This is a genomic window from Caballeronia sp. INML1 (assembly GCF_023631085.1).
GTDB lineage: Bacteria > Pseudomonadota > Gammaproteobacteria > Burkholderiales > Burkholderiaceae > Caballeronia > Caballeronia turbans.
This window is the reverse complement of sequence record NZ_JALQDT010000051.1, coordinates 280,015-305,157: the sequence shown is the minus strand read 5'-3', so window position 1 is coordinate 305,157 and position 25,143 is coordinate 280,015. Positions and strand designations below refer to the sequence as shown.

The window sequence follows — 25,143 nt, the reverse complement described above, 5'->3', positions numbered from 1 at the left end:
CTTGTCCGCGTCATTGGCGGATGTGATCCGTATCATCTCGGCGCGCGGTCGGCGAAGATGAAGGACGCCGACGTCGATTTTTTGCAGACTCAGCAACGGCGTCATTCCTGAACGCCGCTAAACCGACGGATTCACCTGCGTCTTGTCCGGCGCCGTCAAATCCTCTGCATGCACGACGACGACTGATATATTGTCGCGCCCGCCGCGCGCCAGCGCGATCTCCAGCAGCCTTTGCGCCGCCATCTCGCAATTCCCCGGCGCGAGTTCGCTGATGATCTCCGCTTCGCTCACCTCGTTCGACAAGCCGTCGCTGCACAGCAGGAACGTATCGCCGTCGTTCAATGCGAGCGTGTTTTCGTCGAGTTCGAGCACGTCGAGCGCGCCGACCGCACGCGTGATCAGATGCTGCGCCGGATGATGCAGCGCTTCCTCCGCCGTCAATTGACCGCGCGCCTTGAGTTCCTCGACATGGCTGTGATCGCGCGTGAGCTGCACGAGGCGCCCCTGCCGTAGCAGATAGATGCGGCTGTCGCCGGCCCACATGTAGCCGCATGCGCCATCGCGCGCCGCGAGCAGCACCACCGTGCTGCCGATGCGCGATACCGTCCGCCGCGCCGCTTCCGCGCGCAACTCATCGTTGACGTCGAGAAGCCGCGTGCGCGCATCGTCAATCACGCCCGTAAGGTCGTTCGCCGCCGATACCCTCGCCAGGCTCTCGATCACCATGCGGCTCGCAAGATCGCCGACCGCGTGTCCGCCCATGCCGTCGGCCACGGCCCACAAGCCGCGCTCGGGGGCGTCGAGCAGCGCGTCTTCGTTGATCTGCCGCACGCAGCCGGTGTCGGTGCGGGCGGCGGAAGTCCATCGAAACTCAGTGTTGAAGGTCACGGCAACCTCCGGAATCCTGGGTGGCGCGGCGTCGGCCGCGCGTCGCGGACGGTCCCGCTCATTGTGAACCAACGCGCGCCCGAAGCGAATCTTGATATGCACCGTTCAACCCGCGCGATTGCCTGCCACCGAGCTCGGATTGACCGTAAGCGTTGCGCCGTTGCCCGTGTTGCTGACCGCGACGTTCTGAAACTGATTGACCATCTGCCCGACCGTGATGTTGGTGATGTTGTTGGTGACTTCATAGACGTTGTTGGTCACGTCGATGAGAGTCACCACGGCGCCGCCTGCCCCTGCGCCGCCCGACGGACGATCCACGTAGGGCGTGATCCAGCCGTACACCCACGGCGCACCGCCTCCGCCGCTGATGGCCGACATCGCCGCGTGATCCAGCTCGCGGTCGTATTCAAGATCGGTGACGGTGAGGGCGCACATGTCGTTTTCTCCGGGATGGGCCTGTGAGCAGGACGTCCGGAGTCAATGCAAGGCCCATGCCGATCCGCGGCCGCCCTAGCGTTTTTCCGCGCGTGGCCGATCGGGCGGCGTTCTCGCGGCATGGGCCGCATCGCGAGGGGTGACATCCGTTGGGTCCTCGCCAACAAGCGATGTTGGCGCAGTGCTGAACAACCAACACATGCCGGCGCTTCCCACGCTCGCAGGCACGCGGCCGGGCGAGACGCGTTCTGGCGCATGCAACCCAACAAACACACTTCGAAAGTGTTGGCTGGCCAAGCACACAACCTCGTTGCGAATCGGCAGCGAACAATGGTTAATCTAGCAAAATCAATAAGTTATGAGGGCTGGCAGGGAAGATGCAAATGACATGGCAACCCGGCGCCAAACAAACACCCTGGCGCCAAGCAGAAAAGCATCGGAGCCAGCCATGTCAACCAACCAGCAATCCGGAGTGATCGACCAGCAAGCCGCCGCGAGCGGTTTCTCGCTCGACGACGAACCGGCGCTCGGCACCGAACTCGTCACGCGCCGCTCGGGCTACGAACACCACGGCATCTATGCGGGCAACGGCATGGTCATCCACTATGCCGGCTTTGCGAAGTCGCTGCATCGCGGCCCGGTCGAGGAAGTCACCGTCGCGCAGTTCGCCGCAGGCCACGAAGTCACGATCCGTCAGAACCCGGCCGCGAAGTTCGTCGGCATGGAAGCGGTGCGCCGCGCGCGCAGCCGCCTCGGCGAAGACCAATACCACCTGCTGACCAACAACTGCGAGCACTTCGTCACGTGGTGCCTCGACGGCCGCGCCCGCAGCCGTCAGGTGCAAGCGTGCTTCGTGCATCCGCGCGCCGCGCTTCGTGCGGTGTCGGGACTGTTCCGCGCCTATGTCGCCGCCGAGCGCCGCCGCATGAACGCGGCGCTCGCAGCCTGAACCGCACGTCCTGCCATCGATTCCGGGGAGACCATCATGCAAACCATCGAAAACTCGCTGCACTGGGCTGTCGACAAGTGGCTCGCCCCCACACCCGCGCGTCCGGCACGCGTCGTGCGTCTGTGCCGCTCGCATGTCACCGGCGCGCGCTATGTGTGCATAGAGGCGCAGCATCCGGGCGGCCCGCTCGCGATCATCTTCTTCCGCCATGACGACGGCACCTGGAACGTGTTCCCGCCGCAGGCGAAGCGTCCGTCGATGAGCGCGCAGCGGCTCGCCGCCTGAAGCGCGTACGATCAAGCCGGCGCGCGTCGGGCTGCCCCGGCTTTGACACGGCAATCCCGCTGCCGCTACTCTAGGTGGACCCATCGCGGCCATTGAAGTCGCCGGGTCGCACGGATGCGGCAGGTCGTGGTAGTTTTGCGTCCGTGAACCAGATCGTACATTTTCGAGGTATTGCCGATGACCCAGCCCGACTCCTCTTCCTCCGCCCGCGCGACGCCCGAATCGACCCTCGGCGACAATCCGCTCGGCATCGCGGGGCTGGAGTTCGTCGAGTTCTCCAGTCCCGATCCCGAGGGGCTCGCCAGGCTCTTCGAGACGCTCGGCTTCGTGCCTGTCGCGCGGCACGTCAGCAAGGCGGTCACGCGCTTTCGCCAGGGCAGCATGAATTTCCTGCTGAACGCCGAGCCGGATTCGTTCGCGACGCGCTTCGCCCAGTCGCATGGCGTGGGCATCGCCGCCATCGGCATTCGTGTGCTCGATGCGCAGGTCGCCCATGAGCGCGCGCTCGAATTCGGCGCGTGGGATTTCGAAGGCGAAAAGATCGGCCCGAACGAACTCGCGATTCCGGCGATTCAGGGCATCGGCGACTCACATATCTATTTCGTCGATCACTGGCCGGGCAAGAACAGCGGCGAGGCGTCGATCTACGATATCGACTTTCGTCCGCTTGATTCGTCATGCGCGGGCGCGGGCGCTGAACCGTCGAGCACCGGCCTCCTGGAGGTGGATCACTTCACGCAGACCGTCGGCGCGGGCCGCATCCAGGAATGGCTCGATTTCTATCGTGAAGTCCTGCACTTCTCGGAGATTCATCAGGTGCACCCGGACTGGCACGTGTCGCAGGATTCGGCGGTCACGCTGTCGCCGTGCGGCTCGATCCGCATTCCGGTCTATGAGGAAGGCACGTATCGCACGGACCTGATGCAGCAGTATCTGCCCGATCACGAAGGCGAGGGTGTGCAGCATATCGCGCTGGCATCGGCCGATATCTTCGCTTCCGTCGATGCTTTGATGGCGCGCGGCGTGCGCTTCCTGCAGCCGCCTGCGCGCTATTACGACGAGATCGGCGAACGGCTTCCGGGCCACGGCCTCGACATCGACAAGCTGCGCACGCGCGGCATTCTCGTCGACGGCGAAATTCTCCCCGATGGCACGCCGCAGCTTTTCCTCCAGACCTTCGTCGAGCGCCAGCCCGGCGACATGTTCTTCGAGATCGTCGAGCGGCGCGGGCATCACGGATTCGGCGAAGGCAACCTCGCCGCGATCGCGAAGGCGCGGGGCTGACCGGACCACCACGCGCGCCGCGGCGGGCGGCGTTCATTGCACGACGATCGTCCCCGTCATGTGCGGATGCAGCGAGCAGAAATACTTGTATGTGCCCGGCTTGTCGAACACGTGTGAGAAGCTCTCGCCGCTGTCGAGCGGATCGGACTTGAAGCTCTTTCCTTCATCGGCGACGGTGTGCAGCATGTCGTCGTGATTCACCCACGTCACCTTCGTGCCGGCCGGCACGGTGAGCGCCGGCCGACTGAACGCGAAGTTGTCGATGGAAATGGTCGGCGCGTTCGCCACGGCGACCTGTTGCGCTGGCTCCTGCGCGCAGGCCGTCGGAATCGCGGCGCTGATGACGCCCTTCACGACGAGCGCAAACGCGGCCTTGCGCAGGAACTTGCCGGCGAGCGGGCGCAGATTGGCAGGCGAGACGTAGCTCGCGATCGTGGCGGCGTTCATGATTGCGCGGCGGCGAGCGCCGTGTCGGTGATGGCAAGCTGCCCGCGTCCCGCGACATGCGTGACCTCCCGCAAGCCGAGCATCGTGCGCAATTGCTCCGCCGGCACCTTCATGGGCCCAGGGCCGGACGGCGCGCCGGGCGCGGGTTGCGGAAACGCGGTCGACATCGCCGAATAGAAACGCATCTCTCCCTCCACTTTTTGCGCCACCTGATGAACGTGGCCATTCAATACCGTCACCGAGCCGAAGCGTTTCAGTAGCGCGAGCGCCTGCGCGCTGTCGTCGGTGCCCCAGCCCCATTGCGGATACAGCGCCCAAAGCGGGATATGCGCGAACACGACGATCGGCGTGCTGCTCGATTTGCCCTGAAGGTCGGCCTTGAGCCACGCGAGCTGCGCATCGCCGAGAAAGCCGAGGCCGCCGCCCTTCAGGTCGATCACGTTGGTGAGGCCGATGAAATGCACGCCGGCCTGATCGAAGCTGTACCAGTGGCGCGTGCTGTCCTTGCCGTACTGCCCGGAAAAGCGTTCGAAGAACGGATTGCCTTCCTCGACCAGCACGTCGTGCTCGCCCGGCACGTAATGCACGTCCATGCCCGCCCGGCCGATGATCTGCGTCGCCGTGTCGAACTGCGCGGGCTTCGACATATGCGTGATATCGCCCGTGTGGATCATGAAGGCGGGGCGCGTGCTCATCGTGCTCACGCGGTTGACCGCTTCTTCGAGCGTGCTCGTCGGCTCGGTGTTCGGGTCCTTGTTGAAGCCGATATGGCTGTCGCTGATCTGCACGAAGCTGAACGAGCTCGTCTTCTCTGCAGCCTCCGCCGACGAAATCAGCCGCGAAACGGGCACGCCGCCGCTCACGGTCCAAATGACGCCGGCACCCGCCCAGGCCATGCAGGAGAGGGCGGTGCGGCGGCGTTTGCCGTGCTCGTCGAGTTCGTCGCGTTCCGGCGCGGGCGGCAGTGCGGTCGGGTCGGGTGTCATGATGGTTCCTCTAGGGATTGCGGCCGCGGTTCTTGTCGTTCGAATCGGCAAAGTCGCGCCCACGGCGGCTCGATGCATGGGCGCGAGGCCGGCGACGTCCGCTCGCTCGGGCGAGGTCGCTTGGGCATCCGTTCATCGAACCGGCGAAGGGGGCGGGATATTCCCGCTATATTTTTTCGAGTCGCTGCCGCAAATGGGAATAAACCGTCCGCGCGGGGAGTAACGGAGGGGAAGGCGCGGAAAAGCAATGCCAGCCGCGCCCGAAGGAATGTTTTCCGAACGTGGCTGTAAAAGGAGACTCGCGCGATGTGGCCAGGCAGGTCGAGAGAAGACAAGTCCGGGCGCCGCGGCCAGGCGGGCGCCGAGGCGATGCACGCGCGCTTCGAGGCGACGGTGATGCCGCACCTCGACGCCGCGTACAACCTCGCGCGCTGGCTGTCGGGCAGTGCGAGCGACGCCGACGATGTCGTGCAGGAAGCGTATCTGCGCGCGTTCCGATTTTTCGGCGGATTCGAGGGCGGCGAGGAAGCGAACGCGCGGGCATGGCTGCTCGCGATCGTGCGCAATACGTGGTTCACGGAATGGCGGCGGCGCGTGCAGCTCGCGGACGCGACGCCCTATGACGAAGAGCTGGGCGGCGACGAAGCATTGCCGGGCTGGTCCGAGGAAGGCGCGGCCGACCCGGAGACGCTCGCCGTGCGCCGCGACGAAGTTCATCTGGTGCATCGCGCGCTGGAGGCGCTGCCGATCGTCTTTCGCGAAGTGCTGGTGTTACGTGAGCTCGAAGACATGAGTTACAAGGAAGTCGCATCCGTGACGGGCGTGCCCATCGGCACGGTGATGTCGCGGCTCGCGCGCGGTCGCAAGATGCTGGCGGGGGCGGTACGCGCGGCACAGGGCGGGCAGGACAAGCCGAGCGTGCGCCTCGTGCGCCGTGCGGGACCGGGACATGCAGAGGAGTCGGGAAATGGACAATAACGACACCGCCTCGCTCGATACGAGGCTCACCGATGGTTCGCTCTATCAGCGCGCACCCGCGCATCTGCGGGCGCAAGTGCTCGCGCGCGTGCGGGAGGAAGCCGAGCGGGACGCCCGCAAACGTGAGCCGGCGCGCGCCGGCAAGCGCGGCTGGAGCGACCTGCTGGCTGCGCCCTGGCCGTTTTTCGGCGGCGCATTCGCGGGCGCGACGCTCTGCGCGCTCGTGCTCGGCACGATGCTGTGGTTCCAGGCGGCGCCGCTCATGACCGGCGTAGCGGGCGCTTCGCCCATTGCGCAGGAGATCGTGTCGAGTCATGTGCGCGCGTTGATGTCGGACCGTCCGATCGACGTGCTTTCCAGCGACAAGCACACGGTGAAGCCGTGGTTCAACGGCCGCATCGACTACGCGCCGCCGGTGATCGATCCGGCGGGGCCGGGCTTCGCGCTCGTCGGCGGGCGGCTGGATTACATCGATCATCGGCCGGTGGCGGTCGTGGTGTATCGCTACCTGAAGCATCCGATCGACGTGTACGTGTTTCCGGAGCGCAAGGGCGACGTGAAGAGCGACGCGAACGACAAGGCGTTCTCGCCGGTCGTCACGCAGTCCGACGACGGTTACGCGCTTGCGCGCTGGAACCACGACGGCATGACGTTCTGGGCCGTCACCGATGCATCGGGCGCGGTGCTGCGCCAGTTCGCTCACGCGATCGAAACCGGTGCGCCGCGCTAAAGAGGTGCATGAAGAAATTCGCTGAAAGAACCTGAGAGTGCGCAAGGTTGCGCGCGGCGATCCTCCGGGAACCCGCGCGTTTTTTATTCGATGCTTTACGCGTATACCCGCTGTCTCTTCGCTTGCCCGTGACTTAAAAAACGCTTCGGGATGCTGTCCAAATCGCGCCTTCGCAATGCCTGTTTTCGCGCCGGTTCATCGCTCTGCACCCTTACGAGGCGTCAGGTGTGCGCTAACGCTCGTGCTCTTCGGGTATGTCCGAATATGGTCATATCCTTACATTTTTCTACACTCGCTCACAGCCTATGTAATCGATAACGCGTAATGCATTTAAAAAGCATTGCTGGCATTTCCCGCGTTGCATGGGACTTCAAATAACGAATCAGGCGACGGAGACACACATGGGAATGAAGATGAAGCTCATTGCGAGCACGCTCGCGTTCGGCGTTTTCTCGTTGGCGCACGCGGCCGATCCGATCAAGATCGGCGTCGATGGGCCGTTCACGGGCGGTTCGTCTTCCATGGGTGTCAGCATGCGCGACGGCGTGCGTCTCGCCACCGCGGAGATCAACAAGTCCGGCGGCGTGCTGGGCCGTCAGATCGTGCTCGTCGAGCGCGATGACGAAGCGAAGAACGAGCGCGGCGTGCAGATCGCGCAGGAACTCATCAACAAGGAGAAGGTCGTCGCGGTCGTCGGCTACATCAATACGGGTGTGGCGCTCGCGTCGCAGCGTTTCTTCCAGGAAGCGAAGATTCCCGTCTTCAACAACGTCGCGACCGGCACGGTGGTGACCAAGCAGTTCGACGATCAGCCCGATAACTACGTGTTCCGCAACGCGGCCGCCGACCGCATCCAGGCGCCGATGATCGTCGAGGAAGCGGTGACGAAGCGCGGCTTCAAAAAGGTCGCGATTCTCGCCGATTCGACCAACTACGGCCAGCTCGGCCGTGAAGATCTGGAGAAGGCGCTGGCCGCAAAAGGCGTGAAGCCCGTGGCCGTCGAAAAGTTCAACATCAAGGACGTCGACATGACGGCCCAGTTGCTGAAGGCGAAGGAAGCGGGCGCCGAAGCCGTGCTGACTTATGGCATCGGGCCCGAGCTTGCACAAATCGCGAACGGCATGGCCAAGCTCGGGTGGAAGGTGCCGCTGATCGGCAGCTGGACGCTTTCGATGGCGAACTACATCGACAACGCGGGCACGAACGGCGAAGGCGCGCGCATGCCGCAGACCTTCATTCAGGAAGCGAATACGCCCAAGCGCAAGGCCTTCATCGATGCGTACCTGAAGGAATTCAAGCCGAAGAACGATCGCATCGATTCGCCAGTGTCGGCGGCGCAAGGTTATGACTCGGTGTATCTGCTCGCGGCCGCGATCAAGCAGGCGGGCACGACGGACGGCCCGAAGGTTAAGGACGCGCTCGAAAGCCTGAACACGAAGGTCGAAGGCGTCGTGATGGTCTACGACAAACCCTTCAAGAAGGGCGATCACGAAGCGATCTCGCCGAACGTGCCGGTGATCGGCGAAGTGAAGAGCGGCCGCGTGGTCTATGCGTATGACGACGACAAGAAAGGCGGCGGGACTTTGCGTAGCAAGCAGGCTACTACTGCTTCTAATTGACCTTAGCACGCCCCTGTGCGGCGCGGCAGTCACTTTCTTTGCTGCTGCAAAGAAAGTAACCAAAGAAGGCAGCTCGATATGCCCGCGGTCACACGCAGTCTGGCCATGCTTGCCATGTGATCGTGGGCTACCTGAGTGTCGCCCTCACAAGAATACCGGGCTTGGATCGCGCACGGTCTGACAAGCCAGCAGTCATAGGGCGCTGGTTCAGCACGCGCTGCCGACAGGTATGGAAGGGACAACATCGGTCTGTACATGCAGTGAGATGGACGCGTTACTGAAGAGGTACGGGCGGACCCGATTGACCCATCGGCCGCAAAGCGGGCTGGAGCCGTTTGGCGCTGATCCTTTCTTTGCTGCTGCAAAGTGACTGCCGCCCCGCACAGGGGCAGTGCCAATGGAGCGACACGAATTCAGGATTTCACAGAAGCGCAAACCGCATCGCACCCAAACGCAAGCCTCCCATGATCCTTCTGCAACTCATCTACAGCGGCATAGCCCTCGGCATGATCTACGCCGTGATCGCCTTCGGCTATCAACTCACGTTCGCCACATCGGGCACGCTGAATTTCGGTCAGGGCGATGCGCTGATGCTCGGCGCACTCGTCGGCCTCACGCTCGTCTCGGCGGGCGTCAACTACTGGCTGATGATTCCGCTCGTATGCCTCTTCGGGCTCGTGCAGGGCGCGTTCGTCGAGCGCATCGGCGTGCGGCCCGCCATCAAGATCAAGTCCGAGTTCGGCTGGATCATGTCGACGATCGCGCTCGGCATCATCTTCAAGAACGTCGCGGAAAACGTGTGGGGCCGCGACGATCTGCGCTTTCCGTCGCCGCTGCCCGAAGCGCCGCTCAACGTGTTCGGCGCGAACGTGCTGCCGATGGAACTGCTCGTCGTCGGCGGCGCGCTCGTGATGATGCTCGCGGTCGAGTTCTTCAACCGCAAGACGATCTTCGGCAAGGCCGTGGTCGCAACCGCGAACGATCGCGATGCGGCGTCGCTCATGGGCATCAACACGGGGCTCGTCATCACCTTCTCGTATGCGCTTTCGTCGCTGACCGCTGCATTTGCAGGGGTTTTGATCGCGCCGCTCACATTGACCGGCGCGACGATGGGCGCGGTGCTCGGCCTCAAGGCGTTCGCCGTGGCGATCATCGGCGGCCTGTCGAGCGGCATGGGCATCATCGTCGGCGGGATGATTCTCGGCATCGCCGAAACGACGACCGGCTTCTACATTTCCACCGGCTACAAGGATGTGCCGGGACTCGTGCTGCTCTTGATCGTGCTCGCGGTCAAGCCCGCAGGTCTCTTCGGCAAGATGGCGATCAAGAAAGTCTGAGGCGGCGATGAAAGCAAAGAACTGGATTGCGGCGCTGGCCGGACTTGCCGCGCTCGCGATATTTCCGGTGGTGTCGGGCAACCCGTACTACATCCACCTCGTCGAAACGATCATGATCTACGCGATCCTGCTGTTCGGGCTCGATATCGTGGTGGGTTATACCGGCCAGGTATCGCTCGGTCATGCGGGGCTGTTCGGCGTGGGCGCATACACGGCGGGCGTGCTGTTCATGAAGCTCGGCATGCCGTTCTACGTGACGGCGCCGCTTTCGATTCTGGTGACGGCCGGCTTCGGTGCGATCCTCGCCTTGCCCGCGCTGCGCGTGTCCGGCCCTTATCTCGCGATGGTCACGCTCGCGTTCGGCACGATCATCCAGATCCTCATCAACGAGATGGATTTCCTGACCAACGGGCCGATGGGCCTCAAGATCCCGAAGCCGATGTTCGCGGGTCACCGGCTCGACGAGGTGCAGTATTACTGGCTCGTCGCGGCCTTGCTCGTCGTGTCGCTTATCGTCGTGCATCGCGTGCTGAAGTCGCATCTCGGACGAGCGTTCGAGGCCTTGCGCGACAGCCCGATCGCATCGGACTGCATGGGCGTGTCGGTCTATCGGTACAAGGTGTATGCGTTCGTCATCAGCGCGGGCTTCGCGGGACTCGCGGGCTGTCTGTATTCATATTCCGAGCAGTACATTTCGCCGAACACGTATAACTTCGAGCTGACGATCCTGTTCCTGCTCGCGATCATCATGGGCGGACGCAAGACGCGCACGGGCGCGATCATCGGCTCGACGGTCATTGTGATGTTGCCGAAGTTGCTCGACGATATAGCGACCTTTCGCGTCGTCGCGACCGCGCTGGCGGTGATCGTCGTCGCGGGTGCGGTGCTCGCGCTCGCGCGCAGGACCACGACGCCGCAGCGCGTGGCGGTGCCGATCATCGGCACGGCGGGTCTTGCGGTGTTTTCCTTCTGGATCGAGGCCTTGACTGACTGGCGCCTCACCATCTTCGGCCTGATGATCCTGCTTGTCGTGTATTACTTGCAGGACGGCATCGTCGGCTTCGTACGCAAGACGCTGAATCTGGGCCGCGTGCGTGTGACGAAGGTCGATACCGATGCACTCGCGACCGACACGCGTGAGGACGATGCGGTGTCGGCGGTCGGAACGCACGGCACCGACGCGATCCTCGACGTGCGCGGCGTACTGATGCAGTTCAGCGGCCTGAAGGCATTGAACGACGTGGACCTCACGGTCAAGCGCGGCACGATTCACGGCTTGATCGGCCCGAACGGTTCGGGCAAGAGCACGATGATGAACGTGCTGACGGGTATCTATGTGCCGACGGCCGGTGCGATCGAATACGAGGGGCAGTCGCTTGCGGGGCGGACGTCGTCGAAGATTGCGCTGTCGGGTATTGCGAGGACGTTTCAGAACGTGCAGCTCTTTGGCGAGATGACGGCGCTGGAGAATGTGCTGGTCGGCTTGCATCACACGTTCAGGTCGAACTTCGCGGATGTCGGCGTGATGAGTCCGCGCTATCGGCGTGAAGAACGCGCGGCGCGTGAGCGGGCGTTCAACATGTTGCGCTTTGTCGGGCTGGAGAATGTTGCTGCGGAGGAAGCGCGCAATCTTCCTTACGGCAAGCAGCGTCTGCTCGAGATCGCGCGGGCCTTGGCGCTCGATCCGCAATTGCTTTTGCTCGATGAACCGGCGGCCGGTTTGACCGCGCCGGATATTCGCGAGCTTGTCGCGATCATTCGCAAGGTGCGAAATCATGGCATTACGCTTGTGTTGATCGAGCATCACATGGATGTGGTGATGAGTGTTTGCGATACGGTTTCCGTGCTCGACTTCGGGCAGAAGATTGCTGAAGGGAAGCCTTCCGAGATTCAGGCTAATGAGAAGGTAATCAAGGCTTATTTGGGGGGGCAGGCTGCTCAGGTGGCTTGATGTTTTCCTTATTCGTGTTGGTTTATTAGCGTTGCCCCACGCGGGGCCGAGCAAATAGACCGACACGAAAACAGGATTTTCACGAAAGCAATAGACGCCCACGCGACCGCCAGAAACCCCGCGGAAACAACAGCGAAAACACCATGCTGACGATAAAAAACCTCCACGCCGGCTACGGCAAAGTAAAAGTCCTCCACGGCATCTCCCTGAACGTGCCGAAGGCAAAGGTCGTAACGTTGATCGGCTCCAACGGCGCGGGCAAGACCACAACCATGCGGGCAATCTCCGGCATGATCAGGCCGACAGAAGGCGAAATCACAATGGGCGTCGGCAGCAACACAAAGCGCATCGACTCGCTCGAGTCGCACAGGATCGCGCGCCTCGGACTGGCGCATTCACCCGAAGGACGCCGCGTCTTCGCAACGATGTCCGTTACCGACAATCTGCTCCTCGGCGCGTTCCCGCGTCTCACATGGTCACGCCCGAAAGGCGACATCAACGCCGATCTCGAACGCGCGATCGAGCTGTTTCCGCGCCTGAAGGAACGGCGCAATCAACTGGCAGGCACGCTGTCGGGCGGCGAACAGCAAATGCTCGCGATGGCGCGCGCGATCATGCTCAACCCCGACCTCGTGCTGCTCGACGAACCGTCGATGGGCCTTGCGCCCATTCTCGTCGAAGAAGTCTTCCGCATCATCGAGCGGCTGAAGGCGGATGGTGTCACGATGCTGCTCGTCGAGCAGTTCGCCGCCGCAGCGCTCAATGTCGCGGATTACGGCTACGTGCTGGAAAATGGCCGCGTCGCGACACACGGCCCGGCCGAGCAGTTGCGCAACGATCCATCGGTGAAGGCCGCCTATCTCGGCGCGAGTCACTGACACTCGAGCAAATGCCGCACTGCGGCAACCGCAAGCCGAACTATCATGGTGACGGGCGCGCGCGAACACGCGAGCGCGACATCCTCACAAGGAGCTGCCATGATCAGCGGCAAGACCACTCTGATTGCTCACCTCGGCTACCCGACCGAAGCGTTCAAGGCGCCGATGATCTACAACCCATGGTTCGACAAACAGGGCATCGACGCAGTCGTCGTGCCGATGGGCGTCAAGCCCGAGGATTACGTCGCGTTCCTGCCGCATCTGTTCAAGCTGACGAACATTCGCGGCGCGCTCGTCACCATGCCGCACAAGATCACGACCGTCGGCCTCATGGATGAAGTCAGTCCGACCGCGCGCATCGCCGGGGCCTGCAATGCGATTCTCAAACGGTCGGACGGCACGCTCGTCGGCGATCAGTTCGACGGCGCAGGCTTCGTGCGCGGCGTCGAGCGCAAGGGCCGCAAGCTCGCAGGCGCACGCGTGCTCGTGCTCGGCAGCGGCGGCGTCGGCTCGCCGATCGCGGCATCGCTCGCGGCGGCGGGCGTCGCGGAACTCGCGATCTTCGATACCAACACGGCTTCGGTCGAAGGACTTGCGTCGCGCCTGCGCGAGCACTATTCCGAGCTGATCGTAAGAACCGACACGAAAGATCCCGAGGGCTTCGACGTGATCGTGAACGCGACGCCGCTCGGCATGAAGGAAACAGACCCGTTGCCGTTCGATATCGACCGCATCGCGCCGGGTACGTTCGTCGGCGAAGTGGTGATGAAATCGGAGTACACGCCGCTGTTGCGCGCGGCGAAGGACAAGGGCTGCGCCGTGCAGGTCGGCACGGACATGCTTTTCGAAATGATCCCGGCATATCTGGAATTCTTCGGCTACGGCACCGCCACCGCCGACGAATTGCGCGCGGTCGCGCAGATCAAATACGCGTAACGAAGCTCGCGCGGACATGAACGCGCATCGTTTCTATACTTCGATTGACCCAGCTTTGATCGACACAGCAGCGCAGACGCTCATCCTCTGACAAATAGGCCGCCTACGCGGCGGCCCGGAAAAAGGCAGGGAGGAATCATGGGATCGACTGCACCCGGCATTCCGGCCGACGACAAGCACGCGCCCGAGCCGCACGGCCATCCGGCGTTGCTCGGGCTCTCGCTCGCGGCGCTCGGCGTCGTCTATGGCGACATCGGCACGAGTCCGCTCTATACGCTCAAAACCGTGTTCGATCCAGCGTCCGGCCTGCCGTTGCAGCCCGCGAACGTGATCGGCATCGTGTCGCTGATCTTCTGGTCGCTCACGGTCATCGTCTCGCTCAAATACGTGACGCTGATCCTGCGCGCCAACAATCACGGCGAAGGCGGCATCATGGCGCTGCTTGCGCTCGCGGCGTCATCGGTCGAATCGAAGAAGCGGCTGAAACACGTGCTGTTGCTCGTCGGGGTGATGGGCGCGGCGCTCTTCTATGGCGATGGCGTGATTACGCCGGCCATTTCCGTGCTGAGCGCGGTGGAAGGGCTCGAAGTGGCCGCACCGGGCTTGCAGCCCTATGTCGTGCCCGTGACGCTCGTCGCGCTGATCGCGCTCTTCGTGATGCAGAAGCACGGTACATCGGGCATCGGCGCGGTGTTCGGGCCGGTGATGGTGCTGTGGTTCGTCATACTCGCGGTGTCGGGTGTCATGAACATCAAGGACGCGCCGCAGATCCTCCTCGCGCTCAATCCGCTCGCGGGGCTCGAATTCTGCGCGCATCATCGCTGGCTCGCGTTCGTCGCGCTCGGTGCCGTCGTGCTTTCGCTCACGGGCGCGGAAGCCCTCTATGCCGACATGGGCCACTTCGGCTCGCGGCCGATCCGCCTCACGTGGTTCGCCGTCGTCTTTCCGGCGCTCGCGCTCAACTATCTCGGTCAGGGCGCGCTGCTGATCGCCGATCCGAGCGCGTTGCAGAATCCGTTCTACCGGCTGTTTCCATCGTGGATGCTCTATCCGATGGTCGTGCTCTCGACCATCGCGACCGTCATCGCGTCGCAGGCCGTCATCTCGGGCACCTATTCGATGACCAAGCAGGCCATGCAGCTCGGCTTCCTGCCGCGCATGAGCGTCGTGTACACGTCGGCGAAGGAGATCGGGCAGATCTATGTGCCAGGGATCAACTGGACGCTGCTGCTCGCGGTGGTCGCCGCCGTGCTCGGCTTCGGCTCGTCGACGGCGCTCGGCTCCGCGTACGGCATCGCCGTCACCGGCACGATGCTCATCACGACGGTGCTGACCTTCTTCGTGATCCGCTACGCGTGGCGCTACAACTGGGCGCTGTGCGTCTTCGCGACGGCGTTCTTTTTCGTCATCGACGCGATGTTCTTCTCGGCGAACTGCCTGAAAGTCAGGGAGGGCGGCTGGTTCCCCGTCGCCATCGGTCTCGTGATGTTCACGGTCATGGCGACGTGGGGGCGCGGCGCGCAAATGATGATCCAGGAAGCCCGCGCGCGCGCGGGCGCGACGCCCCTCAAGCCGTTCCTCAAGAGCCTCATCGCGCGCTCGCCCGCACGCGTGGAGGGCACGGCCATCTTCATGTCGAACGATCCGAGCGGCGTGCCGCATTCGCTGCTGAACAACCTCATGCATAACCGCGTGCTGCACGAACACACGGTGTTCCTGACGGTCACGACCGAGCCGGTGCCGTGGGTCGACGAGACGCGCCGCGTGTCCCTCGAGGCGCTCGGCAACGGCTGTTTTCAGGTGACGGTCAGCTACGGCTTCAAGGACGAAGTCGATCTTCCCGCCGCGCTGGAGAAGTGCCGGTCATCGGGGCTCAAGTTCGATCGCGCGACGATTTCGTATTTCCTTTCGCGCGCCACCGTGGTGCCCACGCCGGGCACCGGCATGGCGTTATGGCGCGAACGGCTCTTCGCGATCATGCTGCACAATGTGGGGAACGTGGCGGCCTATCTGCGATTACCGGCCGATCGCGTGATCGAGCTTGGCGCGCGGGTCGAGATATGACGGCGGAAATCGGCTGATTCGCGTGCATTCGACGCAAGCAGTCGGCGAAGGATTGCGCGAGACTCATGACAGAAAATCGGCACCGAGGAGACGCCATGACCGCCAGCAGCACGCCAGGCCGCCATTCTTTTCCCTCGACCGTGCGCCTCGTCGAGCGCGGCAAGATCGTCTCTGCGCGCGAGGCCGTGCGCCTGATCCGCTCGGGCGATACGCTCGCGACGAGCGGCTTCGTGGGCATCGGCTTCGCGGAGGAAGTGGCGATCGCGCTGGAGGCGCGCTTTGTCGAAGGCGATGATCCGATCGCTGATCTGACGCTGGTCTATGCGGCAGGTCAGGGCGATGGCCGTGGCAAGGGCCTCAATCATCTGGCGCACGAAGGCTTGATCAAGCGGGTGATCGGCGGTCATTGGGGACTCGTGCCGGGCCTGCAGAAGATGGCGATCGAGAACCGCATCGAAGCGTACAACCTGCCGCAAGGCGTGATTTCGCAACTCTTTCGCGATATCGCTGCGCATCGGCCCGGGCAGCTTTCGACGGTCGGCCTCGGCACGTTCGTCGATCCGCGCAACGGCGGCGGCAAGCTCAACGCGCGCACCACGGACGATCTCGTGCGGCTCATGCCCATCGACGGCACGGACTATCTGTATTACAAGACCTTCCCGATCGATGTGGCGATCGTGCGCGGCACCACGGCCGATCTCAACGGCAACGTCACGATGGAAAAGGAAGCGCTGACGCTCGAAGCGCTGTCCATCGCGATGGCCGCGCGCAATTCCGGCGGCATCGTGATCGCGCAGGTCGAGCGGCTGGCGGAATCGAACACGCTCAATTCGCGTCAGGTGAAGATTCCCGGCGTGATGGTCGACTGCGTCGTGCTCGCGAAACCCGATAATCACTGGCAGACCTTCGGCGAGCAATACAGTGCGGCATTCTCGAGCGAACTGCGCGTGGCCGCGAGTTCGGTGCCGCCGATGGCCCTCACTGAACGCAAGATCATCGCGCGGCGCGCCGCATTCGAGCTGATGGCCAACAGCGTCGTCAATCTCGGTATCGGCATGCCGGAAGGCATTGCGAGCGTCGCGAACGAAGAGCAGGTGATCGACCTCTTCACGATGACGACCGAGCCCGGCGTGATCGGCGGGATTCCGGCGGGCGGCCTCAACTTCGGCGCGGCGACGAATACGCAGGCGATCATCGATCAGCCTTATCAGTTCGATTTCTACGATGGCGGCGGCCTCGATATCGCGTTCCTCGGCCTTGCGCAGGCTGATCGCGAGGGCAATCTCAACGTGAGCAAGTTCGGGCCGAAGCTGGCCGGTGCGGGCGGTTTCATCAACATCAGCCAGGCCGCGAAGAAAGTCGTGTTCGTGGGCACGTTCAACGCGGGCAAGCTCGATATCGCGATCGACGAAGGCAAGCTCAGGATTCGCCGCGAAGGCGATTGCCGGAAGTTCGTCGATGCGGTGGAGCATCGCACGTTCAGCGGCCGTTATGCGGCCGAGCGCGGGAAGACGGTGCTGTATATCACCGAGCGCTGCGTGTTCGAACTCACGGACAAGGGCCTCGCGCTCACGGAAGTCGCGCCCGGCATCGATATCGAGCGGGACATCGTCGCGCAAATGGGCTTTACGCCGATCATGGATACGCCGCCGCGTCTGATGGACGAACGCATCTTCCGCGATGCGCCGATGGGCCTGCGCAACGTGCTGCTGCGGCTCGATCTCTCGGAACGCTTCAGCTACGACGCGGAAAAGAATCTCTTCTTCATCAACTTCGAAGGCCATGAAGTGAAGACGCTGAACGACGTCGAAGCCATACGCCGCGAAGTCGAAAAGCAATTGGCGGGTGCCAGGACGAAACCGCATGCAATCGTGAATTACGATAACTTTTCGATTCGCCCCGACATGCTCGACGCGTATTCGGAGATGGTAACGAAGCTCGTCGATGGTCATTATGACCGCGTGACGCGCTATACGACGAGCAGCTTCCTGCGCCTGAAGCTCGGCGACGCATTGAAGCGCCGCGGCGTCGCGCCGTATATTTACGAAAGCCCGGAAGAAGCGCGCGAACACGAATCGAAACGCGCGTCGGATTCGTGACAAAGGGCCGCGCTGAATGCGGCCCTATTGCGGATCATCCTCGCGCGGTGCGTTGCTGCGGAGTCTCGCGCTGATTGCGCAGGCGGCTATGGCGTATGCCGTAACCGAAGTAGATAACGACGCCGATCGCCATCCATACGATGAGTCGTATCCATGTATCGGCGGGCAAGCCGGACATCAGGAAGAGCGACGAGAGCGCACCGAGCGGCGCGACCACATACACCGCCGGCGTTCTGAATGCGCGCTCGAGATTCGGCTGCGTGATGCGCAGCACCAGCACGCCGATGCACACCACCATGAACGCGAACAGCGTGCCGATGCTCACGAGCTCGCCGACGAGCCCGATCGGCAAGAGCCCCGCCAGAATCATCACGATGATGCCGGTGAAGATCGTCGTGATGTAGGGCGTATGAAAGCGCGGGTGGATCTTCGATGCGAAAGGCGGCAGGAGGCCGTCTCTCGCCATCGAATAGAAGATGCGCGGCTGCGACAGCAGCAGTACGAGAATCACCGACGTGAGGCCGAAGATCGCGCCCAGCTTCACGATCGGCGAGAGCCAGCGCATGCCGATCGCATCGACGCCGACCGCGATCGGATCGGACACGTTGAGCTTGTCGTAAGAGACGATACCCGTCAGCACATACGACACGAGCACGTAGAGGATCGTGCAGATGGTGAGCGAACCGAGCAGGCCGATCGGCATGTCGCGTTTCGGGTTGCGCGTTTCCTGCGCTACGCACGACACCGAATCGAAACCGATATAGGCAAAGAACACGACCGCCGCGCCGCGCAGCACGCCGCTCATGCCGAACACACCCGATTCGCCGGTATTCGGCGGAATGAACGCGCCCGTCGGGTTTTGTGCGGTGACCCAGTGGCTCGTATCCACATACGCGATGCCCGCCGCGATGAATGCGAGCACGATCAGCACCTTGATGATGACGATGAAGCTGTTCACGCGCGCCGACTCGCGTATGCCGATGACGAGCAGGATCGTGATGAGCCCGACGATCACCATTGCGGGCACGTTGAGAATCGCGCCGGCATGGCTCCAGCCGTGGCCGGGATCGTAGGCGAAGGGCGCTTTCGCAAGCCGCTCCGGTATGTCGATGCCGAGCGAATGCAGAAAGCTCACGACATACCCCGACCAGCCGATGGCGACCGTCGTCGCGCCGACCGCATATTCGAGGATCAGATCCCAGCCGATGAGCCACGCGATCAACTCCCCCATGGTCGCGTAGGCGTATGTGTAGGCGCTGCCTGACACCGGCACCGTGGAAGCCATTTCGGCGTAACAAAGGCCTGCGAGCGCGCAGACGATTGCGCCGAGCACGAACGAAAGGATGATCGCGGGCCCGGCGTTGGCCGCGGCCGCGTGGCCCGTCAGCACGAAAATCCCCGCACCGATGATGCAGCCTATGCCGAGCATTACGACGTCGAGTGCGCTGAGCGAACGTTTCAGCGAGTGGCCGCCGTGTTCCTGAAGCACTTCTTCGCTTTCGGCCGCTTCGCTTTGCAGCGAAGCAACGGACTTTCTTTGCATGACAGTCACGTTCGCCTCCTGTGCGGCGCAGCGAGGCCGCGCCACGTGGCGCGACGAAGTCTGTCGCCCGTTCAAGTGCGGGATGATGCACGCCTGCTGCTTCACACCTGCACGTTCGTTCTGACGTATTGTCGTTTCGTGATAGCAGATTTTGCCGGGGAATTCGAGCGCCGCTAAGCGATTTGCGTGCAACGATGCGTTTTACGAGAACGCCGGTTCACGCCGAGCGGCCTGGCAGCAGGAAACATGCCGCGCTCCCCCGCGAGGTTTGGTGTCATCGGCGCAGCGCAAGACCCCACGGCAGTCAAGGACATACCCCAAGTGCGCCGGACCTCGATGCGCGGCGAACTATAATCAGTTCGACAGTTGCGATTTTCAACCCGGAATCCGTTCCTTTTGCACGCGGAGCGTTCACCGGACTTTCCTCACGTGGAGATTTGATATGGCTATACGCATTGGTGATGAAGCCCCCGATTTCACGGCAGAGACGACCGAAGGCACGATTCGCTTTCACGAGTGGATCGGCGACAAATGGGCGATCCTGTTTTCGCATCCGAAGGACTTCACGCCCGTCTGCACGACCGAGCTCGGTTACATGGCCAAGCTCAAGCCGGAGTTCGACAAGCGCGACACGAAGGTGATCGGTCTATCGATCGATCCGGTGACGAATCACTCGCAGTGGGCGAAGGATATCGAGGAGACGCAGGGCACCGCGGTCAACTATCCGATGATCGGCGACGCGGATCTGAACGTCGCGAAGCTCTACGACATGATCCACCCGAACGCGAGCGGCGGTAGCCCGCGCACCGCGAACGACAACGCGACGATTCGTGCCGTGTTCATCGTCGGCCCGGACAAGAAGGTGAAGGCGACGTTCACGTATCCGATGAGCGCGGGCCGCAACTTCGACGAAGTGCTGCGCCTGCTCGACGCGCTGCAACTGAACGCGAAGCACACGGTCGCGACGCCCGTGAACTGGAAGCCGGGCGACGACGTCATCATCCCGACGTCCGTGTCGGACGAGGACGCGAAAAAGAAGTATCCGGACGGCTTCAAGACGCTGAAGCCTTATCTGCGCACGGTGGCGCAGCCGAAGTAACGCACGCGTGTCAGTGCGAAGAGGCGCCGGTCCGCACACGCGGGCCGGCGTTTTTTTCGGCTCAGTTGTGACCGCTGCGGCGTTCAGGCGACGTTTCGACTTCGCCGGGCCTGCGCAACATCTTGTCCACTTCGCCCGCGTGCATCTCCTCGACCTCGATCATCTGCCGCGCGTATTCCTCCAGCGCGACGGAGCGATCTTCGACGAGCTTCAGCAAGTCGCGATAGAGATCGAGCGCGACGTTCTCCGCCTGCAGGGATTCGCGCAGGATCGTCGCGATGTCGAAGGTGTGATTGTCCAGCAGCGGGCCGATTTCAAGCGATGGATACGCACCGAGCGTCGTGATCCATTCGCCGGCCTGATGCGCATGCATGAGCGATTCGTCGGCTTGTGCGCGCAGCCACGACACGATCGGTATGCGCCCGAAGCCGAACACGAGAAACGAATAGTGCGTGTAGCGCACGACGCCCGCCAGTTCGGATTCGAGAATCCTGTTCAGGACGCCGACGACCTTTTCCTTTTCGAGCTCTGCCATTCCTGCCTCCGTGTGTCCAACGCCAGGCGCTCCGTGTCACGGGGAGGCCATGACTCGTCGCATGCCGCGGCATCACTCATTGTAGTCACGCGCAGGGCGCATGCGAGGCGAAACTGCGGCAGTGGAGCGCGCAAGATGCGCTCCCGGAACGGCTGTGGAGGCGATGCGGGCGGTCTCGCGACCGCGGCACCGGCATGGCGGAAAACCCTGCGTTCAGGCGATTTCTTCGACCCAGAGCGACGCCGTGCGCGCAAGGACCTGCGACATGGCCGTGCGCGCGCCGTCGCCATCGGCCGTTTCGATAGCCCGCACGACCCGGCCGTAATCGCCGAGCTGCGAGTCGGGCACGCGCGGCAACGCATGCGGCTGCGCGCGCAGGGCGGCTTTCAGCGTACGGATGCCGACGCGCACGACGCTGCCCATCTGGCGCAGCACTTCGTCGCCGCTCGCATCGACGATAGCGGCCTGCAGCGCCTCTTCGGCGGCGGACTGCAAGGGTTCGGACGGGCTCGCATGCAGGAGGCGCTGGAAGGCCGCGTTGATGGCGATGCGCTGATGCCGGTTCGCGCGCGTCGCGGCGAGCGCGGCGGCGGGCGGATCGACCAGCGAGCGAAACTCGATGAGCCTGCGTATGCAGTCCGGATCGTGCAGCGCACGCATGCGCCACTCGGCGACCTCGGGATCCATGATGAGCCATTCCCGCGCGGGCTTGATGCGCGTGCCTGTCTTGGGTCGCACGTCGAGCATGCGGCGCGAGATGAGAATGCTCAGCGCCTCGCGCATGATGGTCCGGCTCACGCCGTGCTGCTTCGAAAGAATGACTTGTGGCGGCAGCACGTTGTCCTGGTATTCGCCGCTCACGATGCCCGCAACGAGCTGATTCACCACGCGCTTGACGAGCGATGCTTCATAGCCATGATTCATGTTTTTGTTCTCGTGATAACGCCCACGCTTGTGGCTTTCCGCTACTCGTCGCCGAGCGGCAGAGCCAGCGCTTGTCTAAGTTCACGGCGTGCCGGTGCGCCGCGCGCCCGGACGCTCGCGCAGTGCTCCCCCCCGGCACGCCGTGTATTTGGTCCCCGGATTCACCTTGTCGATGCGGCATGCGCCGCCTAACCCCGCAGCGGTCGGCATTGTTTGGACAGCATCGTCGATCCGCTGAAAGAAGCGTATCTCTGCGTGCCCTGTTTTAACAATATGGCGCACCGCTAATTCGACTGACTATCGTGCGTCCGCCCACAAAATCTCGCGGGCACGCAGCGCCGCGCGAATGGCCTTGAAACACGCAAGCGTTTGCGCGTCGTCGGTTATGCGAAGCATCGAACACACCGGTCTCTTTCGGTCGATGCAGTGCCTGTGTGTTACCTTTTCGAGCCACAGCAATGCAACAAGGAATGAAGGAGAAGCGAAACATGAAAGTCGCCGTCATGGGTGCGGGCGCGGTCGGTTGTTACTACGGCGGCATGCTCGCGCGTGCGGGTCACGAAGTCGTGCTGATCGCGCGGCCGCAGCATGTCGCAGCGATCGAACGCGACGGCTTGCGGCTCGACACACAGCATTTCGACGAGCGCGTGCGCGTGGCCGCGAGCACCGACGCGCGCGCGGTGCAGGGCGCGCAACTCGTGCTCTTCTGCGTGAAATCCACCGATACCGACAGCGCGGCACAGGCGCTCGCGCCGCATCTCGAACGCGACGCGTTGCTGCTGTCGTTGCAAAACGGCGTGGAGAATGCGCAGCGTCTGCGCGAACTGTTGCCGCAGGAAGCGGCGGCCGCGGTCGTGTATGTGGCGGCGGAGATGGCGGGGCCGGGGCACGTGAAGCACAACGGGCGCGGCGAGCTCGTGATCGAGCCGTCGACGAAAAGCGAGAATGTCGCACGCGCTTTCGTCGAGGCCGGCGTACCGACCGAGATATCCACGAACGTGCGCGGCGCGCTATGGGCGAAGCTCGTGCTCAATTGCGCCTACAACGCGCTGTCCGCGATCACGCAACTGCCGTACGGCAAGCTCGTGCAGGGCGAGGGCATCACGCGTGCGATGCGCGATGTGGTCGACGAATGCCTTGCCGTTGCGAAAGCCGATAACGTGATCATTCCGGGTGACGTCGATGCCGCCGTGCGCCGCATCGCCGAGACGATGCAGAACCAGTACTCGTCGACCGCGCAAGATCTGGCGCGTGGCAAGACGAGCGAGATCGACCATTTGAACGGCCTGATCGTGCGGCGCGGCGAGGCGCTCGGGATTCCGACGCCCGCAAATCGCCTGCTGCATGCACTGGTCAAGGCGATCGAAAGCAAGGCTTCATAGCCGCAATCCGGGGTGGGAGCGCGCAGGCGGGCACGGCCGATGCTGTGTTATGCAGCACGCACAGAAAACACCGTGCGCAGCCCAACATACCGGAGGTTCGCCATGAAATTGTTCGTCAAGGCCGTGGCCGTCGCAACTGTAGCGGTGGCGCCGGCGCTTTCTTTCGCGCAAACCGATTCATCGCTTACGCGCGACCAGGTGAAGCAGGATCTGCGGCAGGTCGAAGCCGCGGGCTATGATCCATCGCGCGCGGATCAGACCTCGTATCCGTCGGATATTCAGGCCGCTGAAAGCCGCGTATCACGTCAGAACGGCGGCTACGGCGGGACCGTCCCCGGCGCGTCGGCCTCGGGCACGCGCAACACGATGCCGCCTTTGGACAACGACGGCACGAAGCCAATATATTTCGGCCGTTGACCGCTCGGGCCGGGGATGCATTCTGCACGTTTGACGCAACGACGCTACCATCGATTCTTCCGCGTGCATTGTCGCGTTCATTCGCAGGAAGACACTCATGGATAAAGCCGTCAAGATTCCCGGCCCCGATCATCCGATCACGATCGAAGCTAGTCCGTTACGCGTGACCGTGAAAGCAGGCGGGCGTGTCATCGTCGATACGACCGAGGCGCTGTCCTTGCGCGAGGCATCGTATCCCGAAGTGCTGTACGTGCCGCGCAAGGACGTCGACATGACGCAACTCGAGCGCACCGCTCACACGACATACTGCCCTTACAAAGGCGAGTGCAGCTATTACAGCATTGTGTCGGGTGGACAAAAATCGGCCAACGCAGTGTGGTCCTATGAGTCGCCCTACGATGCGGTTGCGCCGATCAAAGATCATCTTGCTTTCTATCGCGATCGCGTCGATTCGTTCGAAACGCGCGACGCATGACCCTCAGTCGAGGAACGTTTTTGCGCGGTGCTTCAGCATCGCGCTGAAGTTGTCGAGCCAGCCGAGGGAAAGACGCCAGCTTTGCCAATAGAGATCAACATCGAAGCGTGAACCGGGCGACACTTCCACGAGTGCGCCGCTATCGAGTTGCCGCGCGACGAGCCGGCTTGGACACATACCCCACGCAAGTCCGGACGTGCACGCGCGCACGAAGCCCTCGCCGTGCGGCACGACATGCGCGGGCGGCTCGATATCCGCGCGGCTCACACGTTTGATGAAGCGCTTCTGCAATTCATCCTTTTCGTTGAAGTTGACGCATGGCGCGCGGCGCAGCGCGTCGCGCGTGAGGCCATCGGCGAAATGGCGCGCGAAGTATGCGGGTGAACATACGGCGCGATAGCGCATGCGCCCGAGCTTCATCGAACGCCAGCCGGGCACGGGTTCGGCCTGCGTCGTGATCGCGCCTTGCACGTCGCCTTCGCGGATGCGCCGCGCGGTGTGATCCTGATCGTCGACGACGAGATCCAGTATCAGTCCCCGCTCGATGCAGAAGTCCGCCGCGGCATCGATGAACCAGGTGCTCATGCTGTCGTCATTCACCGCGATGCGCAGCTTCGCGCGCCGCTCGTTCGGCGTACCCGGCAAAGCCGGCATGCGCCCGCCGAGTTCCGCTTCGAGCAATTGCACGCGTTCGGTATGGCGGCACAGCAGCGCACCGGATGCCGTTGCTTCGCAGGGCTGGCCACGCTTCACGAGCAGGCTCCCCACACGCTCCTCCAGCAGTTTTACGCGCTGGGACACCGCAGACGGCGTGACGTTGAGCTCGCGTGCGGCGCGCTCGAAGGATCCCGTGCGTACGACGGCGAGCAGCGCATCGAGCAGAGCGTAGTCGAGCATTAGCG

Annotated in this window: 24 protein-coding genes; 16 read left to right on the top strand and 8 right to left on the bottom strand. The window is 63.2% G+C overall.

The window, feature by feature from the left end; genetic code table 11:
* Positions 1–117: 117 nt before the first annotated feature.
* A complete protein-coding gene (locus NCR38_RS17555) occupies positions 118–888 on the bottom strand; it encodes a PP2C family serine/threonine-protein phosphatase (protein ID WP_061116072.1) in 771 nt (256 codons plus the stop codon).
* Between the two features lie 105 nt (positions 889–993).
* Positions 994–1,323 carry a hypothetical protein gene (locus NCR38_RS17550; RefSeq protein WP_061115771.1) on the bottom strand — a complete coding sequence of 110 codons (330 nt, stop codon included), beginning with the start codon at positions 1,321–1,323 and terminating at the stop codon, positions 994–996.
* A 448-nt stretch (positions 1,324–1,771) separates the two neighbouring features.
* Here NCR38_RS17550 and NCR38_RS17545 point away from each other — a divergent pair, with 448 nt between their 5' ends.
* The 3 genes from NCR38_RS17545 (at position 1,772) to NCR38_RS17535 (ending at position 3,841) form a co-directional block, all read left to right on the top strand.
* On the top strand, positions 1,772–2,272 hold the full coding sequence (locus NCR38_RS17545; RefSeq protein WP_061115772.1) for a lecithin retinol acyltransferase family protein: 501 nt from the start codon (positions 1,772–1,774) through the stop codon (positions 2,270–2,272).
* A 36-nt stretch (positions 2,273–2,308) separates the two neighbouring features.
* Positions 2,309–2,557, top strand: a complete 249-nt coding sequence (locus NCR38_RS17540) for a hypothetical protein (RefSeq protein WP_061115773.1) — start codon at positions 2,309–2,311, stop codon at positions 2,555–2,557.
* Positions 2,558–2,734: 177 nt separating this feature from the next.
* Positions 2,735–3,841, top strand: a complete 1,107-nt coding sequence (locus NCR38_RS17535; protein ID WP_061115774.1) for a 4-hydroxyphenylpyruvate dioxygenase family protein — start codon at positions 2,735–2,737, stop codon at positions 3,839–3,841.
* A 33-nt stretch (positions 3,842–3,874) separates the two neighbouring features.
* On the opposite strand, the gene NCR38_RS17530 is transcribed toward NCR38_RS17535, so the two are convergent.
* The gene (locus NCR38_RS17530; protein WP_061115775.1) at positions 3,875–4,288 is read right to left on the bottom strand and encodes a cupredoxin family copper-binding protein; all 414 of its coding nucleotides are present in this window, start codon (positions 4,286–4,288) and stop codon (positions 3,875–3,877) included.
* On the bottom strand, positions 4,285–5,274 hold the full coding sequence (locus tag NCR38_RS17525) for a metallophosphoesterase (protein WP_061115776.1): 990 nt from the start codon (positions 5,272–5,274) through the stop codon (positions 4,285–4,287). Before NCR38_RS17525 ends, NCR38_RS17530 begins: the two co-directional genes overlap by 4 nt.
* 306 nt (positions 5,275–5,580) lie before the next feature.
* On the opposite strand from NCR38_RS17525, the gene NCR38_RS17520 reads away from it, so the two are divergent.
* From NCR38_RS17520 to NCR38_RS17480, 9 genes are all read left to right on the top strand, one after another.
* Positions 5,581–6,252 carry an RNA polymerase sigma factor gene (locus NCR38_RS17520; protein WP_061115777.1) on the top strand — a complete coding sequence of 224 codons (672 nt, stop codon included), beginning with the start codon at positions 5,581–5,583 and terminating at the stop codon, positions 6,250–6,252.
* Positions 6,242–6,982 carry an anti-sigma factor gene (locus NCR38_RS17515; RefSeq protein ID WP_061115778.1) on the top strand — a complete coding sequence of 247 codons (741 nt, stop codon included), beginning with the start codon at positions 6,242–6,244 and terminating at the stop codon, positions 6,980–6,982. The genes NCR38_RS17520 and NCR38_RS17515 overlap by 11 nt, the downstream gene beginning before the upstream one ends.
* A gap of 407 nt (positions 6,983–7,389) precedes the next feature.
* Complete coding sequence (locus NCR38_RS17510; RefSeq protein ID WP_409219295.1) at positions 7,390–8,601, top strand: ABC transporter substrate-binding protein; 1,212 nt, start codon at positions 7,390–7,392, stop codon at positions 8,599–8,601.
* Positions 8,602–9,065: 464 nt separating this feature from the next.
* The gene (locus tag NCR38_RS17505; RefSeq protein WP_061115780.1) at positions 9,066–9,938 is read left to right on the top strand and encodes a branched-chain amino acid ABC transporter permease; all 873 of its coding nucleotides are present in this window, start codon (positions 9,066–9,068) and stop codon (positions 9,936–9,938) included.
* A gap of 7 nt (positions 9,939–9,945) precedes the next feature.
* On the top strand, positions 9,946–11,889 hold the full coding sequence (locus NCR38_RS17500; protein ID WP_061115781.1) for a branched-chain amino acid ABC transporter ATP-binding protein/permease: 1,944 nt from the start codon (positions 9,946–9,948) through the stop codon (positions 11,887–11,889).
* 143 nt (positions 11,890–12,032) lie between these two features.
* Positions 12,033–12,767 (top strand): ABC transporter ATP-binding protein, encoded by a 735-nt coding sequence (locus tag NCR38_RS17495; RefSeq protein ID WP_061115782.1) that lies wholly within the window; start codon positions 12,033–12,035, stop codon positions 12,765–12,767.
* Positions 12,768–12,866: 99 nt separating this feature from the next.
* Positions 12,867–13,703, top strand: coding sequence for a shikimate dehydrogenase (locus NCR38_RS17490; protein ID WP_061115783.1), 837 nt, complete (start codon positions 12,867–12,869; stop codon positions 13,701–13,703).
* A gap of 138 nt (positions 13,704–13,841) precedes the next feature.
* Positions 13,842–15,767 (top strand): potassium transporter Kup, encoded by a 1,926-nt coding sequence (locus NCR38_RS17485; RefSeq protein ID WP_250477424.1) that lies wholly within the window; start codon positions 13,842–13,844, stop codon positions 15,765–15,767.
* 95 nt (positions 15,768–15,862) lie between these two features.
* Entirely contained in the window at positions 15,863–17,866 is a 2,004-nt protein-coding gene (locus tag NCR38_RS17480; protein ID WP_061115785.1) for an acyl CoA:acetate/3-ketoacid CoA transferase, read from the top strand.
* Positions 17,867–17,900: 34 nt separating this feature from the next.
* On the opposite strand, the gene NCR38_RS17475 is transcribed toward NCR38_RS17480, so the two are convergent.
* Positions 17,901–19,409, bottom strand: a complete 1,509-nt coding sequence (locus NCR38_RS17475; protein ID WP_061116073.1) for an amino acid permease — start codon at positions 19,407–19,409, stop codon at positions 17,901–17,903.
* Positions 19,410–19,851: 442 nt separating this feature from the next.
* Here NCR38_RS17475 and NCR38_RS17470 point away from each other — a divergent pair, with 442 nt between their 5' ends.
* Complete coding sequence (locus NCR38_RS17470; protein ID WP_061115786.1) at positions 19,852–20,508, top strand: peroxiredoxin; 657 nt, start codon at positions 19,852–19,854, stop codon at positions 20,506–20,508.
* A 61-nt stretch (positions 20,509–20,569) separates the two neighbouring features.
* Here the strand turns inward: NCR38_RS17470 and NCR38_RS17465 are convergent, their stop codons facing one another.
* Both NCR38_RS17465 and NCR38_RS17460 read right to left on the bottom strand, forming a co-directional pair.
* A complete protein-coding gene (locus NCR38_RS17465) occupies positions 20,570–21,043 on the bottom strand; it encodes a bacterioferritin (RefSeq protein ID WP_061115787.1) in 474 nt (157 codons plus the stop codon).
* A 213-nt stretch (positions 21,044–21,256) separates the two neighbouring features.
* Complete coding sequence (locus NCR38_RS17460; RefSeq protein ID WP_061115788.1) at positions 21,257–21,967, bottom strand: FadR/GntR family transcriptional regulator; 711 nt, start codon at positions 21,965–21,967, stop codon at positions 21,257–21,259.
* Positions 21,968–22,455: 488 nt separating this feature from the next.
* Here NCR38_RS17460 and NCR38_RS17455 point away from each other — a divergent pair, with 488 nt between their 5' ends.
* The 3 genes from NCR38_RS17455 to NCR38_RS17445 all read left to right on the top strand — a co-directional run bounded on the left by NCR38_RS17455 (position 22,456) and on the right by NCR38_RS17445 (position 24,241).
* A complete protein-coding gene (locus tag NCR38_RS17455) occupies positions 22,456–23,349 on the top strand; it encodes a ketopantoate reductase family protein (protein WP_061116074.1) in 894 nt (297 codons plus the stop codon).
* A gap of 102 nt (positions 23,350–23,451) precedes the next feature.
* Complete coding sequence (locus NCR38_RS17450; protein ID WP_061115789.1) at positions 23,452–23,766, top strand: DUF4148 domain-containing protein; 315 nt, start codon at positions 23,452–23,454, stop codon at positions 23,764–23,766.
* Between the two features lie 97 nt (positions 23,767–23,863).
* Positions 23,864–24,241, top strand: a complete 378-nt coding sequence (locus NCR38_RS17445) for a DUF427 domain-containing protein (protein ID WP_061115790.1) — start codon at positions 23,864–23,866, stop codon at positions 24,239–24,241.
* Positions 24,242–24,244: 3 nt separating this feature from the next.
* Here NCR38_RS17445 and NCR38_RS17440 read toward each other — a convergent pair whose 3' ends face one another.
* Complete coding sequence (locus tag NCR38_RS17440; RefSeq protein WP_061115791.1) at positions 24,245–25,138, bottom strand: LysR family transcriptional regulator ArgP; 894 nt, start codon at positions 25,136–25,138, stop codon at positions 24,245–24,247.
* Positions 25,139–25,143 lie beyond the last annotated feature (5 nt).